The sequence below is a fragment of the Pantoea jilinensis genome (assembly GCF_019104105.1).
GTDB classification, from domain to species: domain Bacteria; phylum Pseudomonadota; class Gammaproteobacteria; order Enterobacterales; family Enterobacteriaceae; genus Pantoea; species Pantoea eucalypti.
Map to the genome: position 1 here is coordinate 23,404 of NZ_CP077747.1, position 17,575 is coordinate 40,978.

The window sequence follows — 17,575 nt, forward strand, 5'->3', positions numbered from 1 at the left end:
AAAGGTAATGTCAGGATGTTTATCCGAAAGGTACAACCTATAATCAACGCAGTTTGTTGGCCCGCAGGAATGCAGGTCTTGCCCCCGCCCAAAGGAAGAGATCCCTCTGATGTTTTCTCGTTTTTTTATTTATCGTCCCGTCTTTGCATGGGTTGTTGCCATTTTAATTATGCTGCTTGGCGCACTCTCTATCACCCTGTTACCGGTGGAACAGTATCCCGATGTTGCACCGCCCTCAGTGAATATCAGCGCAACTTACACCGGGGCGTCAGCGGAAACGCTGGAGAACAGCGTCACGCAGGTGATTGAACAGCAATTGACCGGGCTGGATAACCTGCTCTATTTCACCTCCAGCAGCAGCTCGCAGGGGAACGTGTCAGTCACTGTAACGTTCAGCCAGGGCACTGATCCCGACACCGCTCAGGTGCAGGTACAGAATAAGGTGCAGCAGGCGCTCTCCCGTCTGCCCAGCGAGGTGCAGCAGCTTGGTGTCACCGTGACGAAATCGCAGTCAAATTTTCTGCTGGTGATGGGGCTGTATGACACCACGGGTAAAAGCAACAGCACAGATATCGGTGACTGGCTGGTCAGTAATATGCAGGAGCCGCTGGCCAGGACCGAAGGGGTCGGCGACATCCAGGTGTTCGGCGGTCAGTACGCGATGCGCATCTGGCTCGATCCTTTCAAACTAAACGCTTATGCGTTGCAGCCGTCTGACGTGTCGGCGGCGATACGCTCGCAAAACATTCAGGTCTCAGCCGGTAAAATCGGCGGCCTGCCATCACCCGATAATCAGCAACTCACCGCCACGGTCAGAGCGCAGTCGCGACTGCAGACGCCAGAGCAGTTCCGCAATATCATCGTCAAAAGTGATAAAAGCGGCGCGATCGTGCGGGTGGGTGATGTGGCGCGGGTGGAACTGGGCGGCGAATCCTATGACATGACCACACGACTTAACGGGCATCCTGCGGCCGGGGTCGGGGTGATGCTGGCACCGGGCGCGAATGCGCTGGCCACCGCGACGCTGGTGAAAAACAAAGTTGAAGAGTATCGCCACTCAATGCCGCAAGGCTACGAAGTGGCCTATGCGCTCGACAGCACCGATTTCATCAAAATCTCCGTTGAGGATGTGGTGATCACCCTGATCGAAGCGATCGCGCTGGTCGTGGTAGTGATGTACCTGTTTCTTCAGAATATTCGTGCGACGCTGATCCCGGCGCTGGCGGTGCCGGTCGTGCTGCTCGGCACCTTCGGTGTACTGGCGTTATGCGGCTACACCATCAACACCCTGACGCTTTTTGCCATGGTGCTGGCCATCGGGTTGCTGGTGGACGATGCAATCGTAGTGGTCGAGAACGTCGAACGCATCATGCATGACGAAGGTTTACCGGCACGTGAGGCAACTGAAAAGTCGATGAAAGAGATCTCGGGCGCGCTGGTGGCTATCGCGCTGGTGCTTTCGGCTGTATTTCTGCCGATGGCCTTTTTCGCCGGATCGACCGGTGTGATCTATCGACAGTTTTCTATCACCATCATTGCGGCTATGACCTTCTCCGTGGTGGTGGCGCTGACCCTGACGCCCGCGCTGTGTGGCATGCTGCTAAAGCCGATATCACCGCACAGCAAAGGATTTTTTGGCGGTTTTAACCGCTTTTATGCCGCCACCGAGCGCCAGTATCGCCACAAAGTGGTCAGCACCTTGCGTCGTCCACTAATCATGGTATCGCTTTATGCGGCAATGGGTGTGGTGCTGTTTGTGATGTTTACCCGCCTGCCAGGCAGTTTCCTGCCGACCGAAGATCAGGGCAGTATCATGCTTCAGGCTACATTGCCAGCGGGCGCTACGGCCAGTCGTACAGAGGCCGTCAACCAGCAAATAGTTGACTGGTTTCTGACTGAAGAAAAACAGAATGTTGATGTGATCTTCACCATCAACGGCTTTAACTTCAGCGGTGCTGCGCAGAATGCCGGTATGGCGTTTATCAAGCTTAAAAACTGGGACCAGCGACCCGGCAGTGAGAACTCCGCCGAGGCGATTGCCGGACGCGCGACCTATGCGCTGGCGTCGATTCGGGATGCGCAGATCTTTGCACTGACGCCGCCATCGGTGCCAGGTCTGGGACAGAACAACGGCTTCACCTATGAGCTGCTGGCCAGCGGTGGCACCACGCGTGAGCAACTGGGTAACCTGCGCGATCAGCTATTACAAAACGCCGCGCAAAGCCCGGAGCTGATCGGCGTGCGGGCGAATATCCTGCCGCAGACCCCGCAGTTGCAGGTTGACATTGATACCAGCAAAGCGGTGGCGCTGGGACTGAATTTGGATGATGTGACCGATACGCTAACCAGCGCCTGGGGTGGTGCTTATATCAATGACTTCATCGATCGTGGACGGGTGAAGCGGGTCTATGTGCAGGGCGACAGTCAGTATCGTTCAGCACCGTCAGATCTGAATAAGTGGTACATCCGGAACAGTGAAGGCACCATGACGCCATTCTCGGCCTTTGCCTCGACCCGGTGGACCATGGGACCAGAAAGCCTTGATCGTTATAACGGCTCTGCCGCCTATGAAATTCAGGGTCAGAATGCCGAAGGGTTTAGCTCCGGCGATGCCATGAATACGATTGAGCGGCTGGCTAATCAATTACCTGCAGGCACGACGGGCGCGTGGAGCGGGCTTTCGCTGCAGGAAAAACAGGCGGGCGGGCAATCGACTACGCTTTATGCGATCTCGATTCTGGTGGTTTTCCTCTGTCTGGCTGCGCTGTATGAAAGCTGGTCGGTGCCGTTCTCAGTGCTGCTGGCGGTGCCGCTTGGTGTGTTGGGTACCGTGCTGGCAGTGGCGCTGCGGGGATTGAGCAACGATATCTATTTCCAGGTGGCGTTGCTGACCACGGTCGGACTGACCTCTAAAAACGCGATATTAATCATCGAATTTGCAGAAGATGCAGTGCGCCGGGGCAGTTCGCTGAGTGCAGCTGCATTGCAGGCAGCACGAACCCGCTTGCGGCCGATTATGATGACGTCACTCGCCTTTATTGCCGGCGTGATCCCGCTGGCGGTGGCAACCGGTGCGGGTGCTAATAGCCGCATTGCCATCGGGACCGGCATCATCGGTGGCACGCTGGCAGGCACGGTCCTTGCATTATTCTTTGTTCCGCTGTTCTTTGTGCTGGTGAAACATTATCTGACACGCCATCGCAAAGGCTAATCACGCAGACAGCCCGTCTGCAGTTTTCTGCAGACGGGCTGGAGTCGATGAGCAGAAGATTACAGATTCTGTTTAAAGAAAGCCGTCAGTTTCGCGAACGGGATCAGATCAGTGCGATCATAAAGGTCGACATGACCTGCATCAGGTACGATATACAGCTCTTTGGGCTGAGCTGCGCGCTGGAAAGCATCTTCACTGAACTCGCGTGAGTGCGCTTTATCACCAGTGATGAAGAGCATTGGGCGCGGAGAGATGGTCTCAATATCATTGAATGGATAGAAGTTCATGAACTTCACATTGCTGGTGAGCGTCGAGTGCGTGGTTAGTGCAGCTGACGAGCTTTTTGGGGTGAACTCGCCCCGAGGTGTCCGGTAGAAATCATAAAACTCTTTAGCAACTGGCGGTGAATCAGCATCAATTTTGTGTGGTGTACCGCCTGTGTAAGCGATTTTACCCCCGGTAAATTCCGCATAACGTTGCTGTGCCGCTGCTTCAATGATCTGCTTGCGCTGAGCCAGCGTCTGGCTTTTATTCAGCGCATTACGGTTGGCTGAACCCATGTCATACATGCTGACGGTAGCTATCGCCTTCATGCGGGGATCGATCTTTGCCGCGCTGATGACGAAACTGCCACTTCCACAGATGCCCAGCACACCAATTCGATTGCGGTCGACAAATTCGCGTGTCCCCAGGTAATCGACTGCGGCACTGAAGTCTTCGGCATAGATATCCGGAGAAACCGCATTACGTGGCTGGCCTTCACTTTCGCCCCAGAATGAGAGATCGATTGCCAGGGTAACAAAGCCCTGCTCAGCCATCTTTTGCGCATAGAGACTGGCGCTCTGCTCTTTGACTGCGCCCATCGGATGCCCCACCACTATCGCCGGAAGATGCGCTGTTTTACTCGCTTCTTTAGGTCTGAACAGGGTGCCGGTGACGCCCATCTGATACTGGTTTTTAAACGTCACTTTTTCGCGGGTCACTTTATCGCTTTGATAAAAGTTGTCGGCGCCGCGTGACATATCGGCAGCGCTGGCTGCAAATGAACTGATCAACAGTCCAAACATCAGGGTTAATGCTCTCATGAAAGGATCCTCAGGGTTGACGAGAAGTGGGCAACAGGCTGCCCGGTTAAACAATGAATTTGCTATCAGGCGGCGCTTTCTTTGCGCGCAGTGATCAACGCCAGTCCAGCGGCAGCGATGAGTAATGTGGCGCTGATGGCAAAGGTGATCTGCCAGCCTGCATGGTCAAAGGCCAGACCGCCCAGCGTCGATCCCAGAGCAATCGACAGCTGGACAATGGCAACCATTAATCCGCCACCCGTCTCCGCATTATCCGGGAAGGTTCTGGCGACCCAGGCCCACCATCCGGTGGGTGCGGCAGTTGCCACCAGTCCCCAGATGCCCAGCAACGGTGCCACCAGCCACAGCTGATGACCGAATACCATGAGCAGCCCTGCGACTGACGCCATGATCAGTGGAATAATCATCAGGGTGAGATAAAATCCACGCTGCAGAACAACCCCGACGATCAGTGTTCCGATAAAACCGGCAACGCCAATGGTCAGCAGCACCAGCGATAGCGTAGAAACGTCAACCTGCGTGACGGTTTCCAGAAACGGACGGAGATAGGTAAAGAGGGTGAATTGCCCCATAAAGAGCAGTCCGCAGGCGGCAAGACCTATTGTTACCAGCGGTGAACGCAGCAGCTGCAGGAGGTTTGCGCTTCGCTGCCGTGCTTTATCGACGGGCATTGACGGCAGTGTAAATCCTTGCCAGAGCAGGGCGAGCAAGGCCACCGGCACCAGGCTGAAAAAAGCCCCGCGCCAGCCGATGACAGAACCGAGATAGCTGCCCAGCGGTGCCGCGATAACTGTCGCCAGCGCATTGCCGGCGTTGAAAATAGCCAGCGCGCGCGGTACCTGATCGGTGGGGACCAGACGGATAGCTACCGCCGCGGACATCGACCAGAACCCGCCAATCACCACGCCAATCAGTGCACGGCCCGTCATGTAAGCCAGATAGCTGGAAGCCATCGCCACCATCAATCCGGACAGCGCCATTAGCAGCGTTAGTGTCAGCAACAGAATTTTGCGGTCGAGATTCCCGGCGATGCGGGTTATCGAGAGGCTGGTGATCACTGCGAGCGCGCCAGAGATAGCGATACCCTGTCCGGCCAGACCTTCGCTGACCAACAGATCACGTGATAATGGCGATAACAGGCTGACCGGCATGAATTCAGAGGCGGTCAGCGCGAATACGCAAAGCGTCATCGCCCAGACGCCACCCCAATGAGCGACGTTGTGCTGAGGGGAATATGCTGTTGTTTCCGGAGAAGTCATGCTGAATCCTGTTTCATTGGTGGTGGTCATGATGAACTCAGGAAATTTTACGGTTTAACTTTATATTGACTAGCTAATGAATCCTCAATGGGGTTATAACCAGCGATTATGAATTCATCGACGGGAGCGCAACATGAAGCGCAACATGAATGATCTGCAGGCTTTTATTACCGTAGCGCGTGAGGGCAGCTTTACCCGTGCAGCGGCACTGCTGGGCGTTACGCAGCCCGCGCTGAGTCAGACGATTACTGCCCTGGAAAACCGGATGGAAATTCGGCTGCTGACCCGCACGACGCGAAACGTCTCACCGACCGCAGCAGGTGAACGGTTAATCCTGGCGATTGGCAATCGATTCGATGAAATTGAGGCGGAGCTGGATATGCTGACCGCGATGCGTGACAAGCCCGCCGGCACGGTACGCATCACTTGTGGCCCGCATATTCTCAGTTCACTCCTGCTGCCAAAACTGACGCCACTGCTGGAGGCTTATCCGGATATCCGACTCGAATTCGATGCGAATCATGGCTTGCGAAACATCGTGGCCGATCGGTTTGATGCCGGAGTCAGAATGGGTGACACAATTGATAAAGATATGGTGGCGATGCCCATCACCCCACCGTTACGAATGGCTGCGGTGGCGGCGCCAGACTATTTTCGTCGTCATGCTGCGCCTCAGGTCCCACACGATCTGCTGCATCACAACTGCATTAATATGCGACAGGCAACAGCGGGTGGGTTGTATGTCTGGGATTTTGACGGAGAAGAAGGGCCGGTGAATGTGCGGGTAAATGGACAGTTAACGTTCAACACTTCGGCACACATTGCAGAAGCGGCAGTGGCCGGTTTGGGAATTGCTTTTCTGCCTGAACAGGAAGTCGCAGAAGGGCTGGAGCAGGGCACGCTGATCCGGGTACTGGAGCGCTGGTGCGAACCGTTTCCCGGTTATTATCTCTATTATCCCAGCCGCAAGCAGCATTCACCGGCTTTTAATCTGGTCAGAGAGGCGTTGAGGCTAAAAGAGGGGGAATGATGAACAGATTCAGAGTGTTGATGGAAGAGATGCCACTCCATGGCGTAATACGTCCTAAAGCGCTTTATTCAGAATTACTTAGAAGGACGTCGACTAATCTTGCCTCCTTTCCGACCGGCTTCCCTGGCCTTTTCAGGATCGTTTCTGAAGTTGCCCCCACTGACCTTGCCTCCTGCACTGCCAGCTTCACTCGCTCGTTCTGGATCGTTGGCAAAATTGCCGGCACCACCTCTGTACTTCTGTTGTGTCATAGGAAGACCTCATATCAATGTTCCATTAGATAAAAAGGACTAGCTAGTCACACCAGGAAGCATAGTCGTCCGCTTCGTTTATGCAAATGCACAGACTGAAGTTGTTGATAATGCTGACATTAATTTTTAATAAAGCGCTGTCGTCGGCATGGTAAGGAGAGATGAACTGCGCATAAAGGCCTGACGAAAAAGGAGAATGTTATGAGTAAAGCGACCTTGCTCGACACGCGGGGAGATTGGCGGGGATCTGCCCGCCGTAGCACGCAAACGCTGCGAAAAGCAGAGGCAACAGATGAGTGACAGATAAACAGGAATAGTGCCAGGCCCTCATTCTGGCTTATTTTATGCTACTAAAATGTAACAACTTCATTCATTAAACCAACTACAGCAATTGCTAAAGGTTTTCCCGCTAGTGGCGATAACCCAATGGCGTTGAGCGCGCCGATCAATGATGAACCCGGTACTCAGCGACGAGTTCTGAACGCGAACGGACCTGCATTTAGCCCTCCTTTTAAAAAACACCAGCAAGCGCGAGTTTAAGCGCAACCTACTCTGATAAAAGCGAAAATAATAATATGTCGATCATTAAGACGATCAAAAGTCGCCTGCCTGTTGCCCGTCTCAGGCGTAGCAGCCAGCCAGCGAATGGCACCTGGGATTGTCGTGCGCTGCCGGAATCACTCTCTTCCATCGGGTTAAGCTCGCGCGCGGGCGGGATCCTGATGACTTTTGTTCCGCCTGAAGCCGATTTTCAGCGGGTCAGTCAGGCCTGGCAACGCTTTAATTCCGCCGATTTGACCGTGCTGACACTCTCTTCCAACGGTGCGCTGAGCAGCAGCCGATCGCAAAGTACTTACTGTGATGGCAATGGCCCGGAGGGAAGTTATCTCTGGCTGCCTGACACGCTGATCGCCAGCCATGAGACGCACATTGTCGACCTGCATGTCGCGGACACTCAGACTGCCAGCCAGCGTATTACCGCCATCCAGCAGGAACTGATGCGGTTGCAGGTGCGGATGCCACTTTCGGCAGACCGTACTTTCGCGATGATTTATTGCGACGGATTGTCCGCGTCCGAAGGTTTTCTGATGCAGGCCTGGTACAACTGCGGACGTTTCCCATGCCTGGCGATTGGCGGTTCAGCGGGCGGTAAAATTACCTTTGATGGCACCTGGATCGGTACTGGTGGCAAGGTGCTGCAGGGCAAAGCTGTGATTATGTTCTGTCAGATGGCACCCGGAAAATCATTTGCTCCGTTTAAAAGTCAGAACTTTACGCCACGCGAACAGAGCTGGCTGATTGCCGAAGCCGATCCGGTTGCGCGCACCGTCACCTCTGTGTTTAATCGCCAGGGTCAGCAGCAGCCGTTTGTCGCATCGCTGTGTGAACACCTTAACTGCACTGAAGCGCAGCTGACCGAACGGCTGAAAGGGTTAACCTTTGGCGTTAAAGTCGGCGGGGAATACTTCATTCGCTCGATCGCCAGAATTGAATCGGGTGGCGTGCAGTTTTTTTGTGACCTCGAGTTTGGTGACCGGCTGTTCCTGATGGAGGAGAAAGACTTCAAACAAGCGACGCAGCAGGAGTGGCAGGCTTTTACCGCGCAGCATGGCAAACCGGCGGCGATTCTGATGAACGACTGTATCCTGCGTCGTGTCGGTAATGCTGATAAGCTTCACAGCGCCCACTTTTTTAAAGGCATCGCTGCCGCCGGCTTCTCCAGCTTTGGCGAAATTCTGGGCGTGCCAATCAATCAGACGCTCTCTGCACTGGTGTTCTTTAATCATGACGTTAAAGCGATGAGCCAGTTCCCGGTGGAGTATGCCGGTTACGCCGCACATTACGCGCAGCGTGCGTTGCGTCGCTGGGAAGCGCTAAACAGTATTCAGACGCGGGTCCTTGATCGGGTTATCAACTATCAGCAGGCATTGACGCCGCTGATGGAAGCGTTGCCAGTGCTGGAAACGGCTACCCAGAGCCAGGGTGAAACGTTGAGCCTGGCAGAAAGCAGCATCCGTAATATCAGCAATATCGCCACTGAGAGTCAGCAGGCTCAGGGACGACTGGACGATGGGTTGGACGATCTGGAAAAAATCTCCAACGGCATCAATGAGATTACGCATGGCATCAGCAATATTGCTTTCCAGACCAACATTCTGGCGCTGAATGCCGCAGTAGAAGCAGCTCGTGCGGGCGAGGCTGGCCGCGGATTTGCCGTGGTCGCGGGCGAAGTCCGGCGTCTGGCGCATTCATCGAAAGAGCAGGCTGAAGCCACAGCCAGTAACATTGGTGAGGCGGTCAGCACCATCTCACGCATCCGGCTGGTGGCCAGTGATTCGGCGCAGACCGCCGCGCAGATGGCAGAGCGCAGTATTTCAGCAGCCGATACGCTGGCGGCGATGAACCAGCAGACGCGTCATGAGCGCGCCGACATCGCGAAGCACCTCGGCAGCCTGCGCGAACTGACGCAGGGAATGGATGCGATGCAGGAAGCCGTCGCGCAGCTCAAGGTGTTACAAACTCTTTCAGGTGCGCAGGTTAAAGGCTGAATTATCTGAATAAAAGACAAAAAAGTGCGGTGTAAGCGCAACGGCCAGGCAAGGCCGGCTTTCAGTTGTTACACTTGTCTGTGATTAATCACGCAGAGGTATGAATGAAAATTAAAAGTTATGCAGCCATGCAGGCTGGCCAGGCCCTTGAACTCTATGAGTACGATGCCGCCGAGCTGGCAGCCGAAGAAGTCGAAGTCCAGGTCGAATATTGTGGCGTCTGCCACTCAGACCTGTCGATGATCGATAACGAGTGGGGCATCTCTCAGTTCCCAGTGATTGCAGGACATGAAGTGATTGGTCGGGTTTCTGCCCTGGGCGAAGCGGCCAAAAATAAAGGTCTCTCAATCGGCCAGCGTGTAGGAATCGGCTGGACAGCAAAAAGCTGTCAGCACTGCGATGCCTGTATTAACGGCGAGCAGGTGAACTGTCAGCAGGGCAGCATCCCGACCATCATGAACAAAGGTGGTTTTGCCGAGAAGCTGCGCGCCGACTGGCAATGGGTTATCCCGCTGCCGGAAAAACTGGATGTAGCAAGCGCCGGTCCGCTGCTGTGTGGTGGTATCACCGTGTTTAAACCACTGCTGATGAGTAACATCACGGCGACCAGCCGCGTAGGTGTGATCGGTATCGGTGGGCTGGGTCATATTGCCATCAAAATCCTGCACGCGATGGGTGCAGAAGTCGTGGCATTCAGCTCAACGCCAGATAAGAAGCAGTCAATCCTGGATATGGGCGCAGATGAAGTGGTAAACAGCCGCGATCCTGAAGCCCTGAAGCAGCAGGCGGGTCGCTTTGACCTGATCCTGAGCACTGTGGCGGTCGATCTGGACTGGAAACCTTATTTCGCCGCGCTGGCACCTCAGGGTAAATTCCACACCGTGGGCGCAGTGATGAAGCCGATTGAAGTGAGTGCTTTTGATCTGATTCTGGGCGACAAAGCGGTAACCGGTTCATCAACCGGCTCACCAGGTCAGCTGCGCTCGCTGCTGCGTCTTGCTTCCCGTGCAGATATCGCCCCACAGGTTGAGTTCTTCCCGATGTCGGACATCAATAAAGCGCTGGATCACGTCCGCGCCGGTAAAGCCAATTACCGTGTCGTACTGAAAGCCGATTTCTGATGGGAATCTAAATGATATGCCGCAGCCTGCTGCGGCATTTTTTTTGCCTTTATTTTGTCAGCAGTCCATCAGACAGGCCAGCCGCAATCACGCTGATTGGGTTTAAGGGTCAACAGTTTAAAAAACCACGCTAAGATTATAATGTATTGTTTTTATTAACAAGTATTCGTTCAGAAAACCCGGCAAGCGCCAGGTTTGTTCTGAGGATTAATGTCCTGAATTTTTTGCGGTTTCTTGTCTGACTTCGTCAATCGTGTCACGCATATTGCTCAGACATTTTGCAGCAGCAGCTCCAGCTTTTTCCAGCACGGGTTCTGCCTTCGCGAAATACTCCTCAATTTTCATCTGATTTGCATGTGTGATTAAAGGTATACCGCATACCATTGATGTGCCAAATCGCTGCTTTAAGGCGTCGGTACTTTTGTCCAGCGAGTTGGTTGCGTTAATTACAGATATTGGATCTTTAATTAACGCCATGCTAAGAGCTGTGGTCAATTCCTCTGTATGAGCAGCGTCAAGGGTATCACCAATACTGTCAATTTTTCCCGGAAACGCATGGAGCGTTTTGTTGTCTGCCTGCTCAATCAGTTGGATATAAGCTTTCCATTCATTTGATGATGCTATGCAGGAGGACGGAATAGTGCAGGCGATCAGCAAGATGATTCGCAAAATCATCTCACTACCTCCAGCGTTTTATCTGTTGACTGAATGATTTTTGTGCGAATAACCGGCCCAGGGATTATGCAACCCTCAGAAGCGAATCCAGGTACTTTCGGCGGCTTCCTTTCACCGTGTATACGAAATAAAGAGCGGCCATAACTTTCGCCAGAGGTTTGTGTCAAAATTATGGTAAATGGTCCCTTTGAACTGGTATGTCCGCCAATATGCCAGGTACCGCGAGGAATTGGCCCCATACCTTTAACGTGTTGACGATCCGGGTTGTTTTTGTTGGTCAGGCTCCCTGAATAACCTTTACCCATTAACTTACCGCGGTGCCACAGTTCGCCGATACTCTGGTGATATATCCATGCCATATGTTGTTCTCCTATGCCGCGCTACGCTCTTTCCAGGAATCAGAGTGAATAATATTGCCGTCCAGATATTTCCAGGTGATTTTTTCATACGTCATTTCGAGCACTTCAAGGTGATCGTGACGTTCGTAATCCCGGTCCTTAACATCTTCCATAAAGGGTACGACACAGGTAATGCGGACATTTTCAATAAATACGTTAAAATATTCTTCTTTCTGTCCGGCGTAATTAATGCGATAGAATTTAAGCTCGGCAGACTTTAAAAGCTTTCCAGCGCTGACGAACTGATAAAGGTATGGACTTGAAGAGTCCAGCGCTTTGGTCAGCATAAAGGGCGCATGCTCGCGAGTGGCCGTTATCTTACCGGACAGATTATCCGTAGGGAGTCATATGCCGTGAGCCAGTGCGGTTATTTCTATACTTCCTTCTCGTTGCTGCACATCAACAGAGCCTTTGACGGGATTTCCACCATCATCCTTCAGCCATAAGTAAACAGGTATAGCCATTCTGTGAACTCATGTTTCGTGATTAAAGAGCAGGGATTATCGCCTTCTGTTCCTTTATGGCGGAAATGCCAATTGAGTTTTTATTGATTTAAATCAATGGAATGAATTGCTTTTAATTTTCGTTTCGGACGGAAATATGTGGCGTGGGATATGCCCGTTTTCTCTGCCGCTGTTTTAAATGACTGCCCCGGGCGGATCAATCTCAGTGCTGATAATGTCGCACTATGTGGTTTTCAGCCGAACTTCACAGCGGACTCCCTTGCAGCAGCCCGACCGTCATTGGTCCGCTCTTTGAGACCAGTTCTCACACCTGCCAAAAGATAATTTCACATTTTGGCCCGATCCCATCGAATGCTGACCTTTGGGCCTGTCATGCACACGATGAACAGTGACGTAAAGTAATCGCATAAGCGTCAGTAAAGCTGGCTGATTTTACTGAAACTGTTTATGGAGCCTGGCATGAAGCTAACCCAAATTCGCAACGCTACGCTGTTACTGGAGTATGCAGGAAAAAAATTCCTTATCGATCCTATGCTGGCCGAAAAAGAGGCCTGGCCAGGCTTTGCCGGCAATGCCCGACCTCACCTCAGAAATCCGATGGTAGATCTGCCAGTCCCGCTGGACGAACTGCTGGCAGTAGATGCGGTCATCATCACCCACACCCATGCCGATCACTGGGATGAAGCTGCGCAACAGCAGGTGCCAAAGAATATGATGATTTACAGCCAGAATGAAAGTGATGCTGCGCTGCTTCGTTCACAGGGTTTTGAAAACGTGCGGATGCTGCAGGATGAAAACCGTTTCATCGATGGTCTCATTCTATATAAAACCGATGGGCAGCATGGCAGTAATGCATTGTATGCTGACAAAGCAATGGGCGAGATTCTGGGTGATGCCTGTGGTCTGGTGTTTACTCATCCGGCAGAAAAAACGCTGTATGTTGCTGGCGATACGGTGTGGGTCAAACCTTATGTCAGAAGTCTGCAACGTTTCCAGCCGCAGGTTGTGGTGTTAAATATTGGCAATGCTACCAACGATCTCTATGGTCCGATTATTATGGGCAAAGAGGATACGCTGCGTACCCTGAACATCCTCCCTGGCGTGATAATTGTTGCTTCTCATATGGAAGCCATCAACCACTGCCTGTTGACCCGTGCTGAACTGCGCGCCTATACCTCAGAACAGGGTATTGCTGACAAAGTGCTGATCCCGGAAGATGGTGACTCCATGACGTTCTAATCGACCCTTCACTGAAGCGAAGGCGCTTTGTGAACGGCTTATGCTTTACAATCGGTTTCCACCGGCATGCTTGTACAGTGAGGGAAGATAATGGCTGGGCTCAGAGTCGCAGTGCTGGCAACCGCAGGTTTTAGTCCATTTCACTTTTCAGTTCCCTGCATTTTATTTGGATCGGCTATGCCCCAGCAGGCGCTGTTTCAGGTTGATGTTTTTGCAGAAAAACCTGGCGTGGTTCGTTCCGATATGGGACTGTCAATCACCGTAGAATATGGCCCAGAACTCCTTGATCAGGCTGCGATTATTATAGTTCCCTACTGGCACAATCTGGCTGAACAACCGGCGCAGGTGCTGCTTAATAAGCTGGTAGCGGCCTGGCAGCGTGGTGCGGAAGTCGTTGGACTGTGTCTGGGCACATATGTACTGGCTTATGCAGGTTTACTTGATCAGCGCCGGGCTGCCACACACTGGGAATTTGAGCAGGACTTCAGTTCCCGCTTTCCGGCCGTTCAGCTCGATAGCAACGCGCTCTATGCCCGTGACGATCGTCTGATAACCTCTGCTGGTACCGCTGCAGGGATCGACTGCTGTCTGGATATCATCCGTCATCACTATGGTAGTGCCATTGCCAATCGGGTAGCGAGACGAATGGTGGTGCCGCCCTACCGTGAAGGCGGTCAGGCGCAGTTTATTGAGCGTCCGGTTCCGGAAACAACGCGTGACAGTAAGATTAATGCACTGCTGGCGTCACTGCGGGAGAATCTGCATAAGCCGCAGAATCTTGATTCCCTCTCGCGCAGGCTCAGCATGAGCCGGCGAACGCTGACCCGTCACTTCCAAAGAGCAACGGGTATGTCTCTGGGTGAGTGGTTGACGGCTGAGCGCCTTCAACGCAGCCAGTGGCTATTGGAAACAACCACTATGAATATTGAAAGTGTGGCCGAAAAGGTGGGTTTTGAGTCGCCGGTTTCATTTCGTCAGCGTTTTAAATCGCGGTTTGGTGTTTCACCCAGCGAGTGGCGTCGAACGTTTCGTGGTTCTGAGCCAGTGATGGCCAATGATAACGTGGAAAAGAAGGACGCCAGGACACCAGGATAAATATCTGTGCCATGGGACTCTGCGGACCGGAATATTGCCGCCCATTGGCGGTCAACACTCCGGCAAGAAATTAGCGCGATTAAATCAGGAAATCATCCAGTGACTGGCCATTTTCGATCGCAGTTTTAATGGCTGAAGGGGTTCGGCCCTGACCCGTCCAGTAACGAACCTGACCGTTTTCATCATTGTAACGATATTTAGCCGGACGCTTCGCCCGTTTCTTTTTGCCGGTTACCAAAGGAGAAGCGCTATTTACCAGTTCCAACGGATTAATTCCTTCTTCCATCAGCAACTCCTGATAAAACGCCAGCTTTTCAGCTTTCTCACGGGCTTCTACCTCTCGTGCACTTTCCTCTTCACGACGCTCATTTACCACTGTTTCTAATTTCTGGTGTAGCTCTGCCAGCAGATCCAGCGTCATATTGCGTGCCTCAGCACGCATTGTGCGGATATTATTCAGGCTGCTCAGATTCTTACTCATACCAATCCTCAAATACTCAAGTTAATCAATAAAGTGCAAATTATTCAGCCAGCAAGGGTAACATTTCCGTACGCGGCATTTGAAGGGCCAATGTGGTTTTATTCGCTGTTTATCAGGTGAGAATGGTGGTATCTAATCCAGTAAATCGTACAGTTTAAGCGTAATCTGCTGGCTAATGCCTGGTTTTCGTTATAGAAGCGGCGCTGGGTTTAGAATTTTCTTTTTTATTAACTGTGCGTGAATCAGAAATGAGGTTTTATTCAGGACAGGCATGATGCCTTGCCATGATAGTGGTTGGCCATCGCCAGAAATTCGTCGTGGTTTTGAAGCATTATCCTTTGAGATGTTCTGCTCAACGTGGCGGCAACAGGTTTAAATCTGAGGACGAGGCAAAAACCGGAAGAAGGTCGATAACGCGAAAAATATGGCGACAAAGATCCTGCTCATCATCTTGCAGTGTTGCGCTGGTGCGGGTGCAATCTGACAACAGTAAAGATACGCCGCCGGGTCCCTTTGGTTATATTGGTGTGGCCTTTACCCGTCGTGAAGGGATAGATGTCAACGTTGCCCGCGCACGGCTTGACGGTGTTTTGCCTAAGGGACGCTCAGCAATCTGATGCACCAATGGGTAACCGGGCGTTTTTTCCGACCCTGATGGCAATACGCGTGAACTCTCTTATAGTCAGCAGATCGGCCTGGAAATTATCAGCGCTCGTAACATGTAAGCGCTGAATAAATAAATCAGCTCAGGGGAAGAATGAAGCCGGGTGTCTGTTGCGGAAGATGTTCAGCAACTAAGTGTAGTGAAACGCCTGGGAAGAACTGTAGATTGACGGATGAAACAAATTGCAGAAGGGCGGGGTAAGGGCCGACGGATAATGTCAGAGCTACTACCGGATGTCGATGTGATATAAAACAGCCTGCTTAAAGCAGGCTGTTTTCATGTATGCAGACTGAGTTAAATCAGGAAATCATCCAGTGATTTACCTGCATCAACGGCTGATTTAATAGCTGAGGGTGTACGGCCCTGGCCAGTCCATTGCTTAACTTCACCATTTTCGTCGGTGTACTGATATTTAGCTGGTCGAGGTGCGCGTTTTTTCTTCTCAGCGGGTGCAGTTGGCATACCATTTAACAGTTCATTAGGATCGATACCCTCCTGCAACAGTAACTCGCGATATTTTGCCAGTTTCTCGGCTTTTTCACGATTAGCTGCTTCCGAAGCCTGAGCTTCTTCCCGACGCTCACTCACTACAACTGACAGTTTTTCCAGCATTTCTTCCAGGGCAGCCAGGTCAAGCTCGCGAGCGTTTGCGCGAAGGGTACGGATATTATTCAAGCTGTTGAGAGTGTCACTCATCAAAGTCACCATAGTCATGTTCAGATAATAAAATACAGAGCGGGTTCACGCTGATGCTTTTCGTCAGACCTGCTTTTTTAGAATGCTTGCCTTCGAAGAATCAAAATACAGAACCGATAGTTCAACGCTAACATATTAATCGCTTTCTACAAGAGTTTAAACTGTAATTACCGTATCACCCTTAAATTGAAGCAGAGTTACTCTTTGCGGTGCTCTTAGCTCAAAATGTCAAAAAAAACGACATCTGAAAAGTTAGTTAATTGGGAGCGGGTATAGGGAAATTGTGCTTTAACGCTGTTTTCAGCAAAGTCGCTTCGCAAATCCTGTACACGCATTGCTCTGAAAATTAAAGGTAATGATTCAGGGCAGACAGCTAAAACTGGATAAGATCATGATGTTAATCGTAATTTTGTTGAATGACTGGCACGGTGACGCTTTAAATAATTAGCCCACTGATTAACTGTGGTTATTTGTAACGCCATGATAATGGGTTGTTTTTTTCTTATGCAGCGCATAGGGTTATTTAAGAGCGGGCCGGCCTGCGTTATGGCTGATTTAAGCGTTTGCATCCACCTACAGCCATCAAATAAATGGATACAAACTCGTCAAAACGAGAGCCACCCGTTGTGGGCTAAAGTCAATTATTTACAAGAGTCATGATTTTTGAAGCTCTGTAAAGATTCAAAGAGGGAGGTAGTTTACAACGTAATCATAGACAGCATTATTTCCCCACGTTATTACCCTGTTGTCATTGATGCTGATAACGGAAGCGATAGCATTTTTCATCGATATTCATTCAGCTCAGTCCGTGAACCATGTGATTTTGCAATCACCTCGCCAGCCTGTCCCAAAACACATCGATGGACATGCTGCCAGACACTGAACTGAAAACGGTGTGCCAGGAAGCGGCTATTATTAACCTGGCTAATTAATTCGTCGTCAGCAGCGCATAATGCCAAAAACCTGTAATAGATATTTCACAGTACAATGTCAGAGCAAATGGGGTCGTCGAAGAATAATCATAGAACAAGAGAGTATGAAAAAAAGCAGTCTGCTAACTTTGTCGCCCATTGTCATCAGTTATCCAGTGCGACGGTTAGCTATACTGTATATGGCATAGGCTTTGTCAGTGTCCTGGGTTTTCTGGAGGATTGACGTGTTCAAAGGCAATAAAAAGTCACTACCGGTGCGCTACTGCAAAACGTGTAACAAACCGATGTCATGGCGAAAAAAATGGGAAAGGTGCTGGGAAGAGGTTCTGTATTGCTCGGAACGGTGCCGTCGGCAGCGTACTGCACAGCAGCAGCAGGATGATGCCCGAATAAATTCCGGCCACAATCGATAAAACCTGTCGGGT

15 protein-coding genes and 1 pseudogene are annotated in these 17,575 nt (G+C 51.6%); 8 read left to right on the top strand and 8 right to left on the bottom strand.

Annotated elements, in window-relative coordinates:
• Window positions 1–109: 109 nt before the first annotated feature.
• Complete coding sequence (locus KTJ90_RS18975) at window positions 110–3,211, top strand: efflux RND transporter permease subunit (RefSeq protein ID WP_499026688.1); 3,102 nt, start codon at window positions 110–112, stop codon at window positions 3,209–3,211.
• A gap of 59 nt (window positions 3,212–3,270) precedes the next feature.
• Here the strand turns inward: KTJ90_RS18975 and KTJ90_RS18980 are convergent, their stop codons facing one another.
• Together KTJ90_RS18980 and KTJ90_RS18985 are read right to left on the bottom strand one after the other, a co-directional pair.
• Entirely contained in the window at window positions 3,271–4,296 is a 1,026-nt protein-coding gene (locus tag KTJ90_RS18980) for an alpha/beta hydrolase (protein WP_499026693.1), read from the bottom strand.
• Window positions 4,297–4,361: 65 nt separating this feature from the next.
• Window positions 4,362–5,486: an MFS transporter gene (locus tag KTJ90_RS18985; protein ID WP_499026732.1), complete on the bottom strand. Its 1,125-nt coding sequence runs from the start codon at window positions 5,484–5,486 to the stop codon at window positions 4,362–4,364.
• A 202-nt stretch (window positions 5,487–5,688) separates the two neighbouring features.
• On the opposite strand from KTJ90_RS18985, the gene KTJ90_RS18990 reads away from it, so the two are divergent.
• Entirely contained in the window at window positions 5,689–6,585 is an 897-nt protein-coding gene (locus KTJ90_RS18990) for a LysR family transcriptional regulator (protein WP_499026696.1), read from the top strand.
• 74 nt (window positions 6,586–6,659) lie between these two features.
• Here the strand turns inward: KTJ90_RS18990 and KTJ90_RS18995 are convergent, their stop codons facing one another.
• Entirely contained in the window at window positions 6,660–6,836 is a 177-nt protein-coding gene (locus tag KTJ90_RS18995) for a con-10 family general stress protein (RefSeq protein WP_008926846.1), read from the bottom strand.
• Between the two features lie 575 nt (window positions 6,837–7,411).
• Here KTJ90_RS18995 and KTJ90_RS19000 point away from each other — a divergent pair.
• Together KTJ90_RS19000 and ahr are read left to right on the top strand one after the other, a co-directional pair.
• A complete protein-coding gene (locus KTJ90_RS19000; protein ID WP_008926845.1) occupies window positions 7,412–9,385 on the top strand; it encodes a methyl-accepting chemotaxis protein in 1,974 nt (657 codons plus the stop codon).
• Window positions 9,386–9,489: 104 nt separating this feature from the next.
• On the top strand, window positions 9,490–10,506 hold the full coding sequence (gene ahr / locus KTJ90_RS19005) for an NADPH-dependent aldehyde reductase Ahr (protein ID WP_039661912.1): 1,017 nt from the start codon (window positions 9,490–9,492) through the stop codon (window positions 10,504–10,506).
• Between the two features lie 207 nt (window positions 10,507–10,713).
• On the opposite strand, the gene KTJ90_RS19010 is transcribed toward ahr, so the two are convergent.
• The 3 genes and pseudogenes from KTJ90_RS19010 to KTJ90_RS19020 form a co-directional block, all read right to left on the bottom strand.
• Window positions 10,714–11,181 (bottom strand): hypothetical protein, encoded by a 468-nt coding sequence (locus KTJ90_RS19010; protein ID WP_033762109.1) that lies wholly within the window; start codon window positions 11,179–11,181, stop codon window positions 10,714–10,716.
• Window positions 11,178–11,540, bottom strand: a complete 363-nt coding sequence (locus KTJ90_RS19015; RefSeq protein ID WP_072040395.1) for a tlde1 domain-containing protein — start codon at window positions 11,538–11,540, stop codon at window positions 11,178–11,180. The genes KTJ90_RS19010 and KTJ90_RS19015 overlap by 4 nt, the downstream gene beginning before the upstream one ends.
• A gap of 11 nt (window positions 11,541–11,551) precedes the next feature.
• Window positions 11,552–12,043: pseudogene (locus KTJ90_RS19020) on the bottom strand (Hcp family type VI secretion system effector).
• Between the two features lie 459 nt (window positions 12,044–12,502).
• On the opposite strand from KTJ90_RS19020, the gene KTJ90_RS19025 reads away from it, so the two are divergent.
• Together KTJ90_RS19025 and KTJ90_RS19030 are read left to right on the top strand one after the other, a co-directional pair.
• Window positions 12,503–13,282 carry an MBL fold metallo-hydrolase gene (locus KTJ90_RS19025; protein WP_033762145.1) on the top strand — a complete coding sequence of 260 codons (780 nt, stop codon included), beginning with the start codon at window positions 12,503–12,505 and terminating at the stop codon, window positions 13,280–13,282.
• Between the two features lie 90 nt (window positions 13,283–13,372).
• Entirely contained in the window at window positions 13,373–14,377 is a 1,005-nt protein-coding gene (locus KTJ90_RS19030; RefSeq protein ID WP_003850525.1) for a GlxA family transcriptional regulator, read from the top strand.
• Between the two features lie 79 nt (window positions 14,378–14,456).
• Here the strand turns inward: KTJ90_RS19030 and KTJ90_RS19035 are convergent, their stop codons facing one another.
• Window positions 14,457–14,858 carry an H-NS family histone-like protein gene (locus tag KTJ90_RS19035; RefSeq protein ID WP_499026701.1) on the bottom strand — a complete coding sequence of 134 codons (402 nt, stop codon included), beginning with the start codon at window positions 14,856–14,858 and terminating at the stop codon, window positions 14,457–14,459.
• A gap of 473 nt (window positions 14,859–15,331) precedes the next feature.
• Here KTJ90_RS19035 and KTJ90_RS19040 point away from each other — a divergent pair, with 473 nt between their 5' ends.
• Window positions 15,332–15,475 (top strand): hypothetical protein, encoded by a 144-nt coding sequence (locus KTJ90_RS19040; protein WP_003850528.1) that lies wholly within the window; start codon window positions 15,332–15,334, stop codon window positions 15,473–15,475.
• Window positions 15,476–15,816: 341 nt separating this feature from the next.
• On the opposite strand, the gene KTJ90_RS19045 is transcribed toward KTJ90_RS19040, so the two are convergent.
• Window positions 15,817–16,218, bottom strand: coding sequence for an H-NS family histone-like protein (locus KTJ90_RS19045; RefSeq protein ID WP_003850529.1), 402 nt, complete (start codon window positions 16,216–16,218; stop codon window positions 15,817–15,819).
• 1,156 nt (window positions 16,219–17,374) lie between these two features.
• Here KTJ90_RS19045 and KTJ90_RS19050 point away from each other — a divergent pair.
• A complete protein-coding gene (locus KTJ90_RS19050) occupies window positions 17,375–17,563 on the top strand; it encodes a DUF2256 domain-containing protein (protein ID WP_072040393.1) in 189 nt (62 codons plus the stop codon).
• The last annotated feature ends 12 nt before the right edge of the window (window positions 17,564–17,575 follow it).

Bases quoted from the DNA above. Each gene is read 5' to 3' on its own strand.
- KTJ90_RS18975 (WP_499026688.1), top strand. From the start codon at position 110: ATGTTTTCTCGTTTTTTTATTTATCGTCCCGTCTTTGCATGGGTTGTT.
- KTJ90_RS18995 (WP_008926846.1), bottom strand. From the start codon at position 6,836: ATGACACAACAGAAGTACAGAGGTGGTGCCGGCAATTTTGCCAACGAT.
- KTJ90_RS19025 (WP_033762145.1), top strand. From the start codon at position 12,503: ATGAAGCTAACCCAAATTCGCAACGCTACGCTGTTACTGGAGTATGCA.
- KTJ90_RS18980 (WP_499026693.1), bottom strand. From the start codon at position 4,296: ATGAGAGCATTAACCCTGATGTTTGGACTGTTGATCAGTTCATTTGCA.
- KTJ90_RS18985 (WP_499026732.1), bottom strand. From the start codon at position 5,486: ATGACGCTTTGCGTATTCGCGCTGACCGCCTCTGAATTCATGCCGGTC.
- KTJ90_RS19035 (WP_499026701.1), bottom strand. From the start codon at position 14,858: ATGAGTAAGAATCTGAGCAGCCTGAATAATATCCGCACAATGCGTGCT.
- KTJ90_RS19000 (WP_008926845.1), top strand. From the start codon at position 7,412: ATGTCGATCATTAAGACGATCAAAAGTCGCCTGCCTGTTGCCCGTCTC.
- ahr (WP_039661912.1), top strand. From the start codon at position 9,490: ATGAAAATTAAAAGTTATGCAGCCATGCAGGCTGGCCAGGCCCTTGAA.
- KTJ90_RS19015 (WP_072040395.1), bottom strand. From the start codon at position 11,540: ATGGCATGGATATATCACCAGAGTATCGGCGAACTGTGGCACCGCGGT.
- KTJ90_RS18990 (WP_499026696.1), top strand. From the start codon at position 5,689: ATGAAGCGCAACATGAATGATCTGCAGGCTTTTATTACCGTAGCGCGT.
- KTJ90_RS19010 (WP_033762109.1), bottom strand. From the start codon at position 11,181: ATGATTTTGCGAATCATCTTGCTGATCGCCTGCACTATTCCGTCCTCC.
- KTJ90_RS19030 (WP_003850525.1), top strand. From the start codon at position 13,373: ATGGCTGGGCTCAGAGTCGCAGTGCTGGCAACCGCAGGTTTTAGTCCA.
- KTJ90_RS19045 (WP_003850529.1), bottom strand. From the start codon at position 16,218: ATGAGTGACACTCTCAACAGCTTGAATAATATCCGTACCCTTCGCGCA.